Here is a 17,979-nt window from a genome sequence, read left to right as displayed (position 1 = left end):
TCGAAATTCAAAGCTTTTGCAACAGATTGCTATTTTTGGTTTGGAAACCAACGAGCTAGATGTAGCAGACAAATGGATTAAGGCGGCGGATAGTTATGCAAATGGATTAGATCCTCAAATTCGGCATACATTTGCTGAGTTCGCATATAAACGATCCGAACAAGCTCGGTTAATAGGTGAAAAAAGGCAGTATTTGCAACAGGCTATAAAGATCTGTGATGAGCTTTTAAAGAATTCTCGGAATAGTTCTCCTCATCCGTTTCATACAATACTGAAGTGTAATTTATATAATATTGAATTAGCTCTGGAGGGAAATGATGATGCCACTGTTGAAAGATCAATCAAAGAATTTGATCGGAGATTGGCTATAGCAAAACAAATATACCCTTATCAAGACTTTATTCTTTCTGCCGAGGCTAAGTTTAATCAATTATTTGATAATAAGCCAGCGGCTTTGGAGTTGATGGAAAAAGCACATGATGTTAATCCTTCTAGTCCGTTTATTGTATCAAGATTAGTTGCATTATTGAGAGAGACGAAACAATTTGATAAAATAGGACGTATAATTGAAAAATCTCTTAAAAACTTACCAGGAGATAGGGAGCTAAACCTTTTATATGCTGAATTCTTAATTAAGACAAAACCCACCGATTATGATCTAATTAGTCATCATTTAAATAGGTCTTATACTGATAATGACAATAGGCACTATGCGCAGTACCTACATGCTAAGACATTATATCTTTCTGGTAATAAAGAGGCTGCCAGTGGAAAGTTTAAAAAATTATGGCAGTTATCAATTGATCCGGCAATTAAAAATCGTGTTTATGATTTCGTAGAGGTAAATGGAGAAAAACTAGAGTTTACTGGCGTTGTCAAGGACTTTTATTATAACCATGGTTGGTTATTAAGAGATAAACTTAATGACGAGCTATTTTTTCATAGCTCAGGAGTTGACGAGATATTTAAATTGACCTCGAATACGCGCGTGAAATTTTCTCTTGGCTTTACGTATGGAGGCCCAATAGCTTTTAATATAAAAGTTATTAATAAGTAATGATATGATTTAATATTTATATACAATCGTGTCTTATGTAGTTAATGAATGCTTTGGGGAAACGGGGAATGAGTTTGTTACTAATCATTCACAATCCTATTTTTATTTCCCCTAAAACCCGCGAAATAACAGGCGACATAACATCTCCGGGCCGTTTCTGTATCGGGAAGTAATCACGTTTCCTTTAATTAACTTTTTCTTTCCTTCTGTGCTATGGTAGCGGGTTTTGCTTGCTGATAGTTATGCTTTCTTTGCCTTTAGCTAATGTTTTCTTGATGTGTAATGATACTCGAATGATACAGTATGATAGGTTCTGTTGCTTCTAATTAGTGATCAGAAACAACACTGATAAGGTCACTTTCAAGTAGTGCTTTATCTATATCTGTCTCGGGTTTCAAATACCTCAGCAGGTATACGCCCAGTGATTCAATTTTGTATTTTTTAAAATTGTCATCTACATTTCTTTGAACAGTAAACTCTAAATCATAAATAGCATATATCAATCTTGACTCGCCATATTTCACATAATTTATGCCCAGCGCTACAGGCATTTCGCACGTTAGATAATCGGTCTTGTTATACTTATTAAACAATGAATCAAAGTTATATTTATAAGATAAGTATGTAGTCATGGGAGTTACAAACCACGTTTTATTGTGAATACGAATTCTTGGACTACTTACTTCATTTTTTAAAAGTGGATGCCAATAAACATTTGCAAATTGAAACAGCATATCGCTAGGGATGATATTTTCTACCTTAAATAAGCCATTGTCTTTGTCATACAGTTTAAATGATAATATAGGATATTGTTCTCCTTGAAATGCGTATATGCTTTGTTTGAGGGCGATATTTGAGGATATAATCTGGGAAAACGTAAGAATTAAACCGCTAAAACCAATCACAATCGTAAGAAAATTTATGGCATATTGATATTTCTTTAATGCCTCGTTAAGTAGCTCAAAGTATCCTTTTTTCCCGCGACGCATATCTTTATGTTTAAAGGATCATACAAGGTCAAAAATTATTGATTGTTTGTTACATTAAAAACTAAGGACCTATTAATCCCCCGAACCACCACTGAATTTCCCTCTTTTAGCCGATAGTCATCCTGATAATGATTCTATTTTACTGAAAAATAACTCAATCTTAACATTTTTCTAAAAAAGTTGTTAAAAAAATTGCTCGACTTGAAAACTTTACATAGGTTTGAAAAAGAAGGAAAAGGGCAGCAGGAGCAATGGAAAGCGATTCGTTTTTTTATTTTATTGATTGCTAAAACGTTTAATCAAAGACTGTTTAGCATATTTCGTCCAGCGTATATCAACCTACACAATTAAATTCCTAAACTGTAATTTCAATCAGGATCAGCAACAATCGAAGAAATTAGATTTCCTTTTAAGATTCGAGAATTTCACTAAGTAACCAGGACTTTTTTATCAATCACTTTGTTATTCGTAAACACATGCACGTTAAAAATCTTTCTATCATCAGGTAGCATCGGTGAGCAATAGGTAATGCCTTCCCGGGAGTACACCTTTATTTAGATTTAATAAACAAGACAACAAAACATTGGTTTTTGTGCTTTAATAAGCGCAGTAGCTACTGCTTTTGCAAAAATGTATGAACCAAAAGAATGAGTACTGAACGCACCAAATGGTACCCATATAAATTCAGCCATCATCAGGAGCAAAGATTGAGACTGCGCGGAAGAATAGGGAATGGCTTTACAGGCTATAATGCGGAAATCTTGAACAAAACTTAATAGCGTTTGTCATTTGGCCAAAGTGGTATATATAGTACCATATGCAATGTGTGTAACATGGCATATGCCAGCTTATTACTGTCTGTAAGTAAATAGTGGTGGGCTTCTCAGGAAAATAGTTTAGCGGGATACACTAAAGAATAACGCTACCTGCCGTCAGCATTATCAGCAGAGCGGTTTGTTCAATAATTCAGGATAGAAATCAGCAGATGTAAACGACGAGCAACATAGACGAATTCCATTCATGATACTATACCAAAATCAGTTCTATTCAATTATCAAAAACTAAAAACGATGAAGTCAACCAAGAGATGTCTTCTACTTTTTATGCTCTTTTGCATAGGAAGCATGTTTGCCTATGGGCAGGAAAAGATGACGGTGTTAGGTACTGTCAAAGACGCAACAGGAAACGGTCTTGAAGGAGCTACCGTGGGCGAAAAAGGAACGTCCAACTGGGTGCCGACCAGCAAAGGAGGAAGTTTTAGCCTCCGTGTGAAACCAGATGCAAAATTGATTATTTCTTATGTTGGATTTGTAACCCAGGAATTACCTGCTACTTCTTCTATGCAGGTAACACTCACCGCTAGTGTTAGGACTACTGAAGAAGTAGTTGTTACGGCACTGGGTATCAAAAAACAATCTAAAGCATTAGGTTATGCGGTGTCCAAAATTGACGCCGACAGGATCATGGTCAGCGGTACCCCTACCAATGCTTTACAGGCGCTCTATGGGGCCGCACCTGGTGTGCAGGTGGCAGCTACAGCCGCCGGTCCTTCTGCAGGTATGAAAATCAATATTCGTAATGCGGTATCTTTTGATCAAAATTCATCAACGCGTCCATTGATTGTGGTAGATGGTGTGCCCATTCACGATCAGAATACGCAAATGGGTTTCGGTGCTACTGATCGTGACAATGGAACCGGTATTAACGATATCAACCCCGACGACATTGCTTCTATGGAAATTTTGAAAGGAGCGAAAGCATCCGTACTATACGGTAGTGAAGGTGCTAATGGTGTTGTGCTGATCACCACCAAAAGCGGTGCAAGAGGAACTGGACTAGGAGTAGCAGCTTCCTTCACCACTTCATGGGACCGCGCAGCATTCCTTCCTAAATTACAAAACGAATATGGAACAGGATCCAGCCCCAGCAACTCGAGGAATGACGCTGACGGATATTATATTGACGCGAATGGAAAAAGAGCATTGGCAACTACATTGGGAGATGGCTTTGGTGCTGCAGCGTTTGGACCAAAATTCGACCCCAGTGTGAAGCTGCTGTGGTGGGATGGAGTAGAAAGACCATGGGAGGCACAGACTAAAAATATCTACAATGATCTCTACCAAACAGGGCATCAGAACAGCACTAATGTGGCGTTAAGTGGTGGAAATGATCAGGGACAGATCCGTTTCTCCTATACTAATTTAAGTATGACCCCGATCAGACCTGGTTCTGATTATACCAAGAATACTTTTAGCCTTAACTCGTCTTATAAGTTAAACAATAACATTACCCTTAAATATACCGGCAACTTTTTTATTTCCAGAAACCTGAATGCTGCCAACCTGAGCACCATGAATGGTGAAGGTCAGGCGGCGGAGATTGGAGCCTATAGTGCAGATATCAATGTCGGCTTGTTACAGTCGCATATGCTAACGCCTGATGGATATAATTACTTTGCCAACCCAAGTCAGAGAAATTTAATCTCCAACGGTAGAAAAGGAGTGGTAGGTTATCTTTGGGATCAGCTCCAGAATAAATCTATCTTCACAAGAATGCATAATATCCAATCTTTATCTGCTGATATAAAACTCACCAATATCTTTAGTGCCACATTAATGGGTGGTATAGATTATAGCACGGAGAGAAATGAATATAAGGGTAAGTTACTGGATCCCCAGTTGTTAGGGCCGAACAGTGGTTTCATGTACAGCGATGTAACGAATATCTTCAAAAACACCTATGGCCAGGGCATGCTGAACTTCAATACCAAAATAAATAAGGATTTTGATTTGTCTGGTTTTGTTGGTGGAGTGATCAGACAAAATTACACAGATGGAAAAGGTGCCTCCGTGAATGGATATGGTCCGGGAATGCTTGGTATTCCTAACTTCTTCTCGTTTACTAACTTGCCATTAGGCGTGCAACCAACCTACCAGTTTACAAACGGTACGGATATATTATACAGCTTATTGGGATCAGCACAGCTGGCATGGAGAAATCAGGTATATATAGAAGCCCAGGCCAGACAAGACTGGTCATCTATTTTGCCTCCGGGACAGAATAGTTATTTCTACCCTGGTATAAGTGCATCATGGATTTTAAGCGAAAGCCTGAAATTGCCCGCGGTGTTTGATTACGCCAAAATAAGGGCGTCATGGGCTGATGTGGGCCGTCCAGGTCCACGCTATTTCAGTAACGTAAACTATGCGGTCTCTCAAGTTGGTAGTGGCTATTTGTTTACGCCTCCAGCAGATCTTCCTCCAATGGATGCCAATGGTAACCCTAGTCTGAAACCAGAGCGTAAGCGTGAATTCGAAGTAGGTTTTGAAACTTACCTGCTCCAAAACAGGAGAATTGGAGTGGACTTTTCTTATTACAGATCCAATATCTATGACCAGATTATGGCGGTTGCTGCAAAACCGGGAATGGGCGTTAAAAATGTTCGTATGAACGCTGGTAATGTGATGAACCAGGGATGGGAACTGGCTATTAAAACAAAACCTGTTGTAACGAAAAATTTTGAGTGGGATGTAAACCTGATGTTTGCTCACGGCAAAACTGTTGTTGAAAAACTGGATGGCGACCTGCAATCTCTCACCTTGTGGACTGGGTTCGGCTCAGTGAATGCGGTAGCTAAAGTTGGTGAGGAATATGGTCAGCTTTACCAGACTAAATCAACCTACACTTACGACAAGCCAGGTGATCCAAACAATGGAAAAAGAGTGGTAAATGCTGCCGGATCTGCCTATGACTATCAGAGCACCGCAAAGTTGATCGGCAAAACAATTCCTGATGTAACAGGAGGATTTTTCACTTCTTTTGCTTACAAAAACTTACGTCTTATTGCAAACCTGGACTACCAGTTTGGCGCTACTACCCTGTCAGGGTCAGAAACGTATATGATGGCTGCCGGTGCGTTAAATGAATCATTGAAATATAGAGATGAGGCACATGGTGGCGTTGCTTATTATTTAGATGCTAATTCCAAGAAAGTAGCAGGTACAAATCCTAATGGACCCACCTTTCACGACGGTGTGATATTGGACGGCGTTGGCACGGATGGCAAAACAAATACCAAAGTGGTTTCTGCTGATAACTATTATTACGATTCTTATTTTTCAAACGGCTTCTTCCCTGAAGACAGGATCTTTAAAAGTGATTACCTGGCACTGCGTAATGTAGCTATCGATTATACTTTGAATCCAAAAATTGCGCAGAAGATTCGCATGAGTGGCCTGACACTATCAGTTTTTGCCAACAATGTGGCTTATCTCTACAAAGCTGCACCAAATACAACACCTGAATCAACGAATGGAACTGGATGGGGCGTGGGTTCCATAGGAACCACCGCATTACCCGCACAGCGCTCAATCGGTATTTCTATCAAAACTAAATTCTAAAAACAACTAAGATGAAATATATACAATTAAGATCTCTTTTCTTGCTTACGTTGTTGGTGTCGTCTGTAGCGTGTAAGAAGAAACTGGAAGAATTATATCAAAATCCGGATGGATATTCGAAAGATATGGCTGATAAGTCCGGGGTAAGCGTTATTGCCGGATTCTTTACTTCTCAGCTAACCCAGGGATTCTTTCTTAGCGGTGATTATGGTTCTGTTTACCACCAGGTAAGAAGCGGAGACAGGATTATGGCCAATGCCATTCAGATTTATAACACCACCACGGAAGGAAGTTCCTACACGCTGTCAGATGTTGAACACGACTGGGGTACAGGTGGTTTTAACGAATCTGTTTTCAATTTTGTTAATACACAATGGGCTACGCCAATACTCTGGGCTCAACGTGAGTACAACAATATTCCACAGGCTAAGCGGACCAATTTAGATAGCCTGTATATCACCTTAATGCATGTTTTGAAAGGCTATGCATACCAAAGAGCCACTGATATGTATGATAAGGTTCCTTACATAGAAACCGGTTCAGCGGGTGGCCTTGATGGCGTTAAAGCACAATACCTTGGCCAGGCGGATATCTATCCGAAGATTATCAGTGATTTTAAAGCTGCCGATGCGGTGCTGACAACCCTGACACTTTCTCCCACAGAGCAGGCATCATTTAATCAACAGGATATCCTTTTCGGTGGAAATATGTTGAAATGGCGTAAGTATATTAATTCATTAAGGTTACGTTGTGCCATGAATGTAAGCGAAGTGTTACCTACGGTTACACGGCAGGTGCTGACCGATTTGCAAGGAAAACCTTTACTGACCGACTATAACGACGTGGCTGGTGTGGCCGATGTCGCTGTGATTGCACTGAATCGCATTTGTAATGAATTAGGCATTACACGTGCTTTCAGGGAAAGGGCGGATGATTGCCGTGCCGGAAAAAAATTCCTGCAGGATGTAATGTACTGCCAACCGACCACGGGTACCAAAGTGGTAAACGGACAAACGCTGTCCTATTTTAGTGGTGATAATTCCGCAACAGGTTTATTGGATGGTACTGTCGACCCCCGTGTTTCTTATATCTTCGCCCCAGACTGGAGCGGCAGATACATCGGCGCTGATACAAAATGGGATGGCAATACGGATAAGAATAGCTATTTAAATAAAACGTTGCGTGGTCTCTACATCAACGATCCTATTCTGACTGATATTTCAAAAACAACCTTTTACTACGGCGTAAATAACAGCCAGTCTATCGCGTTGGATGCAGCCTCAAAAGCTGATCTGAGCAAACGTGAAGCATTCCTGTTAAATACACTTCGCAGCAGAGTTGCCAATTACGATGACAATGGATGGAACGTAGGTACTCAAAATAACCTGGTAGCGGAATACAACGTACGCGCACAGTTTAACTTTGCGCTGAAATATCCAACCATTCATGCGGTTGAAACGGAGCTTTCATTGGCGGAAGCCGCAGTAAGGGGTTTTGGTCAATTGAATGGTGCTGCCCGCGAGCACTATAAAAATGCCATTATCTTATCTTGCAAATATTGGTATGAACTGAATAACTCAAATCAATATTCTAAAACAACTTTGCCGGCTATGCCAACAACGATGGATGATTCGAGAATCAACGCCAGACCCGCAATGGAATATAACGCCAGCGTTTATGCAGAAGGTGCCGCACAGAAATTTGATGCGATGTCAAGCACGCAGAAAGTACAGGCAATTTTTAATCAACTTCAGTTGCACTACAATATGTTGAACTTTGAAGTGCCGTATACCGCTGCCCGCAGATTAATCAGATACCTGGGGACAAATCCAGCTTCCATGTATGACAATTACAAGTGGAAAGAAAGAATGACTTATCCAAGTAGCGTTCAGGCTTCCGATCCAGAGGGCTGGTCAATTATTAGCCCATCCAACAATCCGGATCTTCCTGTATGGTTCACCGGCCGTACTACCAAATGGAAGAATGTATTGGAATAAACGTATAAAAAAGAACACGTCGCAAACATACATGCGCGTATAACAAATCTTCCGGCTGGTGAAGTAGACGCCTCCGGTGGTTTAATAACAAGTGAAGACAACAATAAGGCCGCCATTGAGCGGCTTTATTGTTTTTATAAACGGCTGGAAAATAATTCGTACGCTCCCATCCCCATCCCTGAATGTGCCGGAAGAACCCGAACAACCCTAATCAGGTTGCGCGATGATGGCACGTAAAGGCCACAAAAAGCAGGCATATATTGTTTGGATTACTTTCTAATTTAACTTTACAAAAGCCAGGATGTTTTATCCTGGCCTTTTTTTGTCTAAATTCACCGACAGAATCGAGCCAGCATGGAAATATTCGGGACAACCAAACATACAATCATTCACGGTGATGCCTTGCTGGCATTGCAAACGATGGTGCCGGATAACTCAGTAGATCTTCTCTTCGCGGACCCGCCCTATAACATAGGCAAGAACTTTAATGGACATATTGAAAAATGGGATACGGAAGAAGCCTACCTGGCCTGGTGTTACCAATGGCTGGACCTTTGTCTCCAGAAACTCAAACCAAATGGCAGTTTATATGTGATGACGGCCACGCAGTTCATGCCCTATTTTGATCTTTACCTGCGGCAGAAAATTAATATTCTTTCCAGGATTGTGTGGAGCTATGATAGCTCTGGTGTGCAGGCCCGTAAGTACTTTGGGTCTATGTATGAACCCATCTTGTATGCCGTAAAAGATAAAACGAATTATACTTTCAATGCAGCCGATATCCTCATTGAAGCCAAAACAGGTGCTAAACGAAAACTGATTGACTACCGCAAAGCCGTACCCACCGCCTATAGTACCGAAAAGGTGCCCGGCAATGTCTGGGATTTTCCACGTGTGCGTTATCGCATGGATGAATATGAAAATCACCCCACACAAAAACCGGTAGCATTGCTGGAACGTATCATCAGGGCCAGTTCAAATGAAGGCGATATGGTACTGGACCCGTTTTCAGGCACTTTTACTACCTGCACCGTAGCTAAAGCGCTGGGTCGAAATTGCATAGGTATTGAGATGCAGGAAGAATATGTAAAGATAGGACTGCGAAGAATGCAGCTGGCCAACGTATACAAGGGCGAGCCATTAAAAAGAACGATCCGCTCTTTCGAAAACGATATGATGTAACAGGGTAGCGGCCAACGAACAATGTAATGTGAACAATGAATTAATATTTTTTATGAGACATGTAAAATCACACTTGCTACTCTTCGTGTGTTTGCTCGGATTTTCAGCTACTGGAATGGCGAAAGAAATACGGTTATCGGTGCTGCAATTGAATATCTGGCAGGAAGGCACCATGGTGCCAGGAGGCTACCAGGGAATTGTTGACCAGATTGCCACAATAGATCCGGATTTTGTTACCTTAAGTGAAGTCAGGAATTATAAGGACACCCGTTTGTGCGACCGGCTGCTGGCTTCTCTTGCAGAGAAAGGTAAAAAGTATTATTCCTTTTTTAGCCAGGGTTCAGGCCTGTTAAGCCGTTACCCCATCACCGACAGCGCCGTGATATTCAGTGACAACGGGGAAATTTGCAAGCTGATTGCCAATGTACATGGCCGGGAAGTGGCGGTGTATTCTGCTCACCTCGACTATCTGAACTATGCCGTATACCTGCCCCGCGGTTATGATGGCGTTACCTGGAAAAAAATGGCGGCGCCCTGTACCAACATGGATACCATCATGGCGTCTAACCTGGCATCTAAAAGAGATGAAGGTATTGCCGCATTTATACAATCCGCTGATCAGGATATATTGGCGAACAGACTGGTATTCCTGGGTGGCGATTTTAATGAAGCCAGTCACCTCGACTGGACGGCATCTACCAAAGATTTGTACGATCATCACGGCATGATCGTACCCTGGACCTGCTCCGTGATGCTGCAGGGAAAAGGATACAAAGACAGCTATCGCGTCAGGTATCCATCTCCCGAAAAAAATCCCGGTTTCACCTTTCCGGCAGATAATAAGGCCGTAGAAGTGAAAAAACTGGCCTGGGCGCCAGATGCCGACGAAAGAGAAAGGATCGATTATATCTACTTCTACCCCGACAAAAAACTGCAACTAACGAAAAGTATCGTAGTAGGGCCATCCGGCAGTATTGTGAGAAATCAAAGGGAAGAAGAAAAGGGAAATGACAAATTTCTGGCCCCCGCCGGTACCTGGCCAACAGACCATAAAGGGGTACTCAGCATATTTAACATGGAGATATAGCACTGAATTAAAATATTCCATCCTATTTTTGTCAAAGTGCAGCCACACCGCTGCACTTTGACTTTTAATAAGGATACATGGAAATACGGGATCAAAAAATTATTGCAGCTATAGAAGCCATCTGGCTGGAAGCAGAAGTGTTGTTTGAAAAAAATGACCTCGCCAGATATGCTCAAAAACTGGAAGAAGCCTGGGACCAGCTGCCTTCCCCCAAACAAGGCTACGACGATAGCTTCGATCTTGCATTTACCATCGCCGAAACTTACCTCGAATTAAAAGATTTTCCGGCGATGCTCAGATGGGCTAAAACCTTGCAGCAGTGCGATCCGGAACGTGATGATGATGGCGACCGGGAATTTATGCTCGGTAGGGCCTTTTTCGAAAATGGCCACATGCCGGAGGCAGAACAATACCTGAGTATAGCCATGCAAAAGTCTGGAGGACGTGTGTTTGAAGGTGCTGACGAAAAATACCTGCACGTATTTCAGGGATTGGCGTCTGTGGTAGAAGAATCCCTCCCCGATGAAGTATACAAACAAATAGAAGTATTATCGGAAGAAGGGAATGTGCTTGCCGATGAGGAAAATTACGATGCTGCACTCGCAAAGTTTACGGAGGCACTTGCGTTACTGCCAGACCCGAAACATGAATGGGAAGCCAGCACCTGGCTCAATGCCAGCATCGGTGATATGCTGTTTTTAAAAGCAGATTATGCCGCTGCAGCCAATAGTTTTTTTGATGCGTTAAACGGTCCCGATGCGCAAGCCATTGGCTTTGTACAGCTTCGCCTGGGAGAATGCCTGTATGAAGAAAAACAGGAAGAGCAAGCCCTGGAACACTTACTGCGGGCTTATATGCTGGAAGGTGCGGAAATTTTTGCAGAAGAAGATAGCAAGTACCTCGACTTTTTAAGAGCAAGGGTTGAATTATAAGGTGGCCCATTATTTCAAAAAAATATAGATGAAAACGATTATCCCTTTTTTTTGTTTGTTAGCGATATGGTCATGTAATGGAGGTTCTAAAACCAATGCTGCTGCCGATAGTACGCCGGTAAAACCCGATAGTACTATTGCAGCAGTGGCACCTGCTCCGTTAAAGGATACTGCCCCGGAGGCATTTGTAAGCCCGCTTAGAAAAAAGGAAATCCTCATTAAAGGGAGGGTATATACAGATAGCCTCTCTTACGTTGGGTACAACGACAATGGCGATGATGAGCTGTTTATTTGTGTAAAAGGAAAAGACACTGTTGCCCTGATTTGTAACAACGGCAAAGCGCCGGTCCTTAATAATGGCGACCGGATTGTGTTGCAGTGGAAAATGGACATCTATGAACCGGCCGGTGATCCGGAGTTCCCTTATCCGGCGGAGTATGTGGTAGATTATCACTTAGTGGCGCCAGGAAAGTTAACGCTGCTGAAGAAATCCTACGATTTACTCCAGGGACATTATGACGACAAAGAAGTTAGCCCCGAAGGACAAACGGAAATAGATGCGGCAGTTTGGTATTATGTAGCCAATACAACCGATACGGCTATACGTAATGTGGTAGATGTGGAGCGCAAAGTATTGCAGTATACCATCGAAAAAAATGAAGGAAGTGTCAGTAACATTATCTTTAAAACAGCCACCCAGCCTGTGTTGAAGCGGGTGTTATTTAATGCGGAACAACCCTATTCACTGTCTGAGTAGATGTAGTTAGGTAGCAATTTCAGGTATCTTCTCCACGTTCCGCAAATTCATTGATCAGCCGGAGGTGATCCCCCAGGGAATAAACGGCATCAATCAATGGCGCATATTTCAGGTTGAAATTTCTAAGCAGTAATTTATTGGCGGCTTCTTTCTCCGTAGGATTAAATACGCCTTCCTCTTCAAACAAAAATTCATCTCCCTGTATGCTGCTGCAGGAGCTGCAATGATTTAACCAATATTGGTTTTCGGTGGCAGGTCCTGTGGCCAGCCTGTAGTGAGGATAATTATCTTTCAGAAAAGTTTGCAGATTGCCGGAGATCGTGGAGATCTGTTGAAATACGGTGAAAAAGTCCTGTTCCAGCCATACCGGCTCATCCCGGTCATTGATATCTTTCTCAAAAAAATAATTCCCGGCAATAGCAATCATACGATTTTGCTGCTGACATTTCCAGCAGGGCCTGTCGGCATGTACGATGGTGATTTCAGTGGGTAGAATGATAGCCGGATTTTTTTCAGGAATCCAATGATCTACTTCCATGAGCCGGTCGTATTGGTCTTCCGGTAAAAACCAGCTTCGGGCGATTTGATCCCATTGGGCGCCCTTGGATATAGCATTCTCTTTCTCCGCTAAGGGAACATTCAGTAGTAATGACATAAAGCAGGTATGACTAAAGGACTCTCTTCCCTGAATTTAAGGAAAAATCGGGGTATTCTGACCTCCGGGGGTGAGACTTTATAATTTGATCATCCGGGGGCCGGGTAGTTATGCGGAAAATTGGGTGGCAGGCCGTTTTTTGCGTATATGCAGCCAAATCAACATGGGAATGGGCAGTAATAATAGCCACCAATACCAGTAATGCCGGGAAGGGTGTAATGCAATGGCCTGGGTATTACCCTGGAAGCTTAGTGCAGCCCAGTAATAGGGGAGTTTGTGCATATCTGTTACGCCCGGATCTTTCAGCCAGCTAAGCTTGGCCTGTTGCAGCGCCACGGCGGCATTGGTTTGTTTCGGCAGCTGTGCATAAAACTGTTGCATCAGCAGTGGTGCGGTGGCGTCATTTACATTCCAGGAAGCCGCTACTACGGCGGGTGTACCGCCGGCCATGAAGGCATGCGCCATGCTCTGTATGCCTTCTCCTGTCACGAGGCGCCCATCGCCGGTTTTACAGGCGCTCAGCACCACCATGGCAGGATGTTGTGTTAAACCACTCAGTTCAAATAAATAGAACGGTGCATCATAGAGCATGATATGTGGCGCGTTGGAACTGTCTTTTTTAAGGAAGGCATGTGTGCTGATGTGTACAACGGCCGATCGTGTTAATGCCTGCCGGAATTCCGCGCTGCTGGCCTGCTCATTTACATACCAGCTACCATTGCTGATGGCGGGCATCATGCCTTCTTTTTCTTTCTTTACACCTGCCAGATCCGATAATCCGGCTTGTTGCTGCGACACAAAAAAGCCGCTGAATCCTTGCCGGTTGGCCGGGGCCTGCATCTGCAGCCACCAGGTGCGCAGCGAGTATGCATAAGAAACAGTGGCCTGTTTTACCAGGAAAGGCCATAGGCCAATAGTCGGTTTATAAGTGGGGGCGGTTACGAGGGCTTCCATCGGCAAAGTACTCAATACGCCATCCGGCATCAACAAATAGGTGTTGCCTGCCTGTAACGGATGACGTGCAAATAATTGCGTATACAGGCCATATGCGGCGTTGTAATAGGCCTTAGGGTTATTGAGCATCGCCTGCGGACCTGCTTCGAAATACTGCTGTTTAAAATGCGCTACAGCGTTTCTGTCCATGGCGCTGCTGTCGATATAGCGGATGCCGTTTCGGTCCAGTTCTACGGTATATAACGTATGGTTACCCGTGAAAAAAGTGCGGATCAGCTGTCGCGGGGCCAGGAGGCGGAGGATGCTGTCTGTGGACACCTCGCTTTCTGCCCCCGGAGCCGGGCGGATTTTTTTGCGCAAGGTGGCCAGATCCCAGGCCACCCGCTGTTCCCGCAGCTGTAACAGGCTGTCGTTTCGATCAGATTGCAGCGCCTCTTTGCGGTAATATAATTGCGCCTGCTCCAGCAACCGTATACGTTTATGGATGGAATCATTGCCGCTATAATGTGTTTGTTGTTGCATTTCTTCCCACAGCAATTGTGATTTGCTGTTTTCCATAAACTGCAAAATAGTTTGCTGATAGGCTTTGTCATGGGTTGTTTGCCAGCTATTCCATGCGAGGGATATGGCCGTTTCATAACGGTAACGACTGTCTGAAATGGCCGTTTCTTTAGAAGAAGAGGAAATGTACTGATGTCGTAATTCTCTTTCTGCAGCAAAACATAAACGATATAAAGTAAGTGCTGTGGCGGGTTCCTGGAGAGATTGATAGGCGGTGGCTGTGGTAAATAAAAGATCCAGCAGGGTATATTCTCCATAGATATCCCGGATGTTCAAATGGCGTATATCCTTTCCCGATAGTAGTATGTGAGCGCAGCTATCCAGCCAGGGAAGTGCTTTCCGGGGCTGTTGCAGGGTGAGTTGCAGTTTGCCCATCCGCAAAAACAAACGGGCCTGTTCCCGCCGGCGGAGTGCGCGTTTGCTTTCTGGCATCGCAGCGGCCAGCTGGTAGTATTGTGCGGCGGTGGTAGGTGTAGAGAGATAAATATCGCCCGCCTGCTGATAGGCCATGAACAGCCAATGCGCGGCTTCCTGGTTGCTGGCAGGTTGCTGCCGGAGTATGGCAATGCTTTGTTGGATACTTTGTTTGGCGGCGGCATATTGCTGCAATTGCTGACAGGCATCTGCCTGTTCGGACAACAGCAATCCGTAAGTGGCGCTGCGTTTATCTGCCAGCAATGCACCTTCCCGGCAGTATTCGAGCGACTGCTGCAGCTGTCCCATATTGGCGGCAGTATTGGCGAGATTGCTGTAAGTGGCCGCCATGGCCTGACGGTCGTCCAGCTCACGGGCAAACTCCAGCGCAATGCGGTGGATGAATAGGGCCTGCTCATAGTCGCCCAGCCTCGTATAGTTGTTGCCCAAAGGTTTAAGAATGAATTCCAGTACCCCACTGGGGTCTACAATGGCGCTATGTTGCCGGCCCCACTCAAATGCCTGTTGGTAGGCATCTGTAGAAGAAATAATATCTCCGCTTTGTAATAGTGTATATCCCTGATTAATGAGCAGATCCAGCCATGCCTGTATTTCGGCCGTGCTGGCAGGTGGGCGCCAGGCACTTACAGTAGCCTGTTTGAGCTGCAGGGCTTTTGCTGTTGGAGACGCTGCCGGATATTGAATTTGTGCATAAATCCATTCCGTGAGCTGATTGCGATCCCGGTATTGCTTAAACGCAGTAGTATCGGGGTTTTGCCAGCAGATGAAAAGCCGTGCTACCGCTATTAGCAGCAGCCTGTTTTTGATCAGGGCAATATATGATCTGACTTCAGCCATTTATAATAGCTGAAGATAGGATTATATAAATTACGAATTACGAATTACGAATTACGAAGTTGTGGGGAGATGGTAAACGCGAAGCAGGATCCGCTCAGTTCTCCCCGCTAATTCGTAATTCGTAATTCGTAATTCGTAATTCGTAATTATAATTTGTAGATGGCGTAGAGGAAGAAACGATCCTTTGTATCGCCGCTTAGCTGGTGCAGGTAACGGAAACCTATGGCCGGTCCACTTTTAATTTTCCCCACCTGTATATCGGCAAATGGTGCGGCATTGAAGCTGGCAAACCACTGCGGATTATCTTTAATGCTGCTACTGACGGTATTGGCCAACACCGTGGGTTGCTGCGCCGTAGTCAGATATACTTTCGATTCGGTGGTGGTGGTGGCAGCAATGTTGATCTGCGCCAGCGCGCCCACCCCTACGCCTACCCAATTGTTAAGGTTATAGCGGAAGTGCAGCGGAACCAGTTGCAGCGATTGACGTGTGGTGGTAATCGCCTGATTTCTACCGGCAATTAAATACACTTGCCCGTTCACAGTCGTGTCGCGTTTATCGCGTACGATAGCTGTTTGAGATGATTCCTTTTCCAATATGCCGGCATAGGCTTCTACCTGGAAGTAAGGCCGGTCGGGCGCAAAGGGAGCCAGTACGGCCCCGAGCTGTAAAGGCCCTTTCAGCGTATAGTCACTGGTGTTAGCAAAAAACGTATAGCCGGCAACGATACCCGGAGAAAATCCTTTAATAAATTTTGCCCGGGCACGATTGGTATAAATAGGTTCGTTCTTGTCAAATATAATGGCAGCGCGGCTGTCGAAAGGTATCTTCTTCGGCTTCTTCTTAAATAAAATACTATACCGCACAAATCCTTTAGTGGAATCTTCATCTGTTACCCCTTCCTGTTGCAATCCGGGGAGGTAGATATTGCGGAATACAAAATATACACTGTCTTTGGTGCGTATGGTATCAATGCAGCTCTGTAGCTGGTAAGCAGAGTCGCAGGAGATACAGGCGGGACTGACCTCTTTCAACTGAATGGTTTGTGTATTCAGCTGCCGGGGAATGGCGATGCCGATGGCCACTCTTTTAGCGGGACCGGGGCCGGTATTCTGAAATTGAATTTTATAGGTCAGCTCTTTTTTCTTTCCCATAAAACGATAGTTGATGCGGTGCTTTTTCAGTTGCAGCCGATTGGGGTCATGAGAGGCTACCACAGGCATTTCCAGCTCATATACTTCTGGTGCCATCAATGTATTGTCTGGTACCAGCATGGCGGTCATGGTAACCGTCGCATTGGTATCCTGTATCATTTCCGGCAGGGTATGCATATTCAGAAAAAGAAATTGTTCTGTTGTTTTATTGGCGTTGCTGTAATGAAGTACGTTATGACTGCTGTATGTACTTCGCATGGATTGCAGCAATGCTTTGGTAGCGGCATTGCTCCCAGCTGCTACTGTTGTGGCAGATGGGCCACGGGCGAAAGCTATGTCGGTATTTTGTTCCGGTGTTTCCAGCTTTGTCAGCAGGCTGGATAGAGAGGTGCTATCTTCTCCGTGATAGGTTCTTTTTTCGGTGAGATCAAACCCCGCATGTCCAAATTGTTTCTCATTATAAAATAGTAGCAGCGTACCACTAGCCACATCTCCGGCTATATTCCGGTATCCGATGAGTGCCATGAAATCCTCTCCGGGCTTAGGATTGCGATTGACTTTCATTTCTATATTGCCGGAGCCGTGAAAAAAACGGGATGCCCAGGCACTGTTTTTTACCGGCTTTTTAATTTTAATAGGCCGTGGTTTGGTAGGCGGTGCTTTGCCGTCGTCGTAGTTGTTGGTAGCGTATAGCCGTACCTGGTAGGTACCCGTATCTTTGTAATGAAGTTCAGGCGTTTTACTAAAGCTAAAAGTACCATCTCCCAGTTCCCAGAAATAGGTATAGAAAGAAGTAGGTGCACCGGCTATCTGCCGCAGTGGGCGTAGCTTTGCTACCAGTTGCAGACTGTCGTCTGTACCTTGTACCATAATTTCTGCGGGGACAGTATCTTGCGGAAATGCAGGTGCTAAGGGTGTTTGTGCCATACAGAGGCTACTAAAAAAAAGGAACAGTGTCAGGACAGGGGCAGCGTGTTGCATA

General features: G+C 44.0%; 11 protein-coding genes. 7 read left to right on the top strand and 4 right to left on the bottom strand.

Annotated features, from left to right (window positions below; all coding sequences use genetic code 11):
- Positions 1 to 1,057, top strand: a 1,057-nt coding sequence (locus VIP81_RS00770; RefSeq protein WP_331956566.1) for a hypothetical protein, incomplete at its 5' end; no start/stop codon positions are given.
- Between the two features lie 326 nt (positions 1,058 to 1,383).
- Here the strand turns inward: VIP81_RS00770 and VIP81_RS00765 are convergent.
- The gene (locus tag VIP81_RS00765; RefSeq protein WP_331956565.1) at positions 1,384 to 2,046 is read right to left on the bottom strand and encodes a hypothetical protein; all 663 of its coding nucleotides are present in this window, start codon (positions 2,044 to 2,046) and stop codon (positions 1,384 to 1,386) included.
- A 1,070-nt stretch (positions 2,047 to 3,116) separates the two neighbouring features.
- Between VIP81_RS00765 and VIP81_RS00760 the strand changes: the two genes are divergently transcribed.
- From VIP81_RS00760 to VIP81_RS00735, 6 genes are all read left to right on the top strand, one after another.
- Positions 3,117 to 6,446 carry a SusC/RagA family TonB-linked outer membrane protein gene (locus VIP81_RS00760; protein ID WP_331956564.1) on the top strand — a complete coding sequence of 1,110 codons (3,330 nt, stop codon included), beginning with the start codon at positions 3,117 to 3,119 and terminating at the stop codon, positions 6,444 to 6,446.
- An 11-nt stretch (positions 6,447 to 6,457) separates the two neighbouring features.
- A complete protein-coding gene (locus VIP81_RS00755; RefSeq protein ID WP_331956563.1) occupies positions 6,458 to 8,443 on the top strand; it encodes a SusD/RagB family nutrient-binding outer membrane lipoprotein in 1,986 nt (661 codons plus the stop codon).
- Between the two features lie 354 nt (positions 8,444 to 8,797).
- Entirely contained in the window at positions 8,798 to 9,625 is an 828-nt protein-coding gene (yhdJ, locus tag VIP81_RS00750) for an adenine-specific DNA-methyltransferase (RefSeq protein ID WP_331956562.1), read from the top strand.
- Positions 9,626 to 9,740: 115 nt separating this feature from the next.
- Positions 9,741 to 10,712, top strand: a complete 972-nt coding sequence (locus tag VIP81_RS00745) for an endonuclease/exonuclease/phosphatase family protein (RefSeq protein WP_331956561.1) — start codon at positions 9,741 to 9,743, stop codon at positions 10,710 to 10,712.
- A gap of 77 nt (positions 10,713 to 10,789) precedes the next feature.
- Positions 10,790 to 11,644, top strand: a complete 855-nt coding sequence (locus VIP81_RS00740; RefSeq protein ID WP_331956560.1) for a hypothetical protein — start codon at positions 10,790 to 10,792, stop codon at positions 11,642 to 11,644.
- A gap of 28 nt (positions 11,645 to 11,672) precedes the next feature.
- Positions 11,673 to 12,401, top strand: coding sequence for a hypothetical protein (locus VIP81_RS00735; RefSeq protein ID WP_331956559.1), 729 nt, complete (start codon positions 11,673 to 11,675; stop codon positions 12,399 to 12,401).
- Positions 12,402 to 12,420: 19 nt separating this feature from the next.
- On the opposite strand, the gene VIP81_RS00730 is transcribed toward VIP81_RS00735, so the two are convergent.
- From VIP81_RS00730 to VIP81_RS00720, 3 genes are all read right to left on the bottom strand, one after another.
- Positions 12,421 to 13,056, bottom strand: coding sequence for a DUF5710 domain-containing protein (locus tag VIP81_RS00730; protein ID WP_331956558.1), 636 nt, complete (start codon positions 13,054 to 13,056; stop codon positions 12,421 to 12,423).
- 108 nt (positions 13,057 to 13,164) lie between these two features.
- Entirely contained in the window at positions 13,165 to 15,843 is a 2,679-nt protein-coding gene (locus VIP81_RS00725; protein WP_331956557.1) for a CHAT domain-containing tetratricopeptide repeat protein, read from the bottom strand.
- 146 nt (positions 15,844 to 15,989) lie between these two features.
- The coding region (locus VIP81_RS00720) for a PKD domain-containing protein (RefSeq protein ID WP_331956556.1) at positions 15,990 to 17,979 on the bottom strand (1,990 nt) is incomplete at its 5' end.

The organism is Chitinophaga sp. (assembly GCF_036566945.1).
Lineage (GTDB): Bacteria > Bacteroidota > Bacteroidia > Chitinophagales > Chitinophagaceae > Chitinophaga.
This window is presented reverse-complemented; position numbering and strand designations above follow the sequence as displayed.

Bases quoted from the DNA above. Each gene is read 5' to 3' on its own strand.
- VIP81_RS00765 (WP_331956565.1), bottom strand. From the start codon at position 2,046: ATGCGTCGCGGGAAAAAAGGATACTTTGAGCTACTTAACGAGGCATTA.
- VIP81_RS00760 (WP_331956564.1), top strand. From the start codon at position 3,117: ATGAAGTCAACCAAGAGATGTCTTCTACTTTTTATGCTCTTTTGCATA.
- VIP81_RS00755 (WP_331956563.1), top strand. From the start codon at position 6,458: ATGAAATATATACAATTAAGATCTCTTTTCTTGCTTACGTTGTTGGTG.
- yhdJ (WP_331956562.1), top strand. From the start codon at position 8,798: ATGGAAATATTCGGGACAACCAAACATACAATCATTCACGGTGATGCC.
- VIP81_RS00745 (WP_331956561.1), top strand. From the start codon at position 9,741: ATGGCGAAAGAAATACGGTTATCGGTGCTGCAATTGAATATCTGGCAG.
- VIP81_RS00740 (WP_331956560.1), top strand. From the start codon at position 10,790: ATGGAAATACGGGATCAAAAAATTATTGCAGCTATAGAAGCCATCTGG.
- VIP81_RS00735 (WP_331956559.1), top strand. From the start codon at position 11,673: ATGAAAACGATTATCCCTTTTTTTTGTTTGTTAGCGATATGGTCATGT.
- VIP81_RS00730 (WP_331956558.1), bottom strand. From the start codon at position 13,056: ATGTCATTACTACTGAATGTTCCCTTAGCGGAGAAAGAGAATGCTATA.
- VIP81_RS00725 (WP_331956557.1), bottom strand. From the start codon at position 15,843: ATGGCTGAAGTCAGATCATATATTGCCCTGATCAAAAACAGGCTGCTG.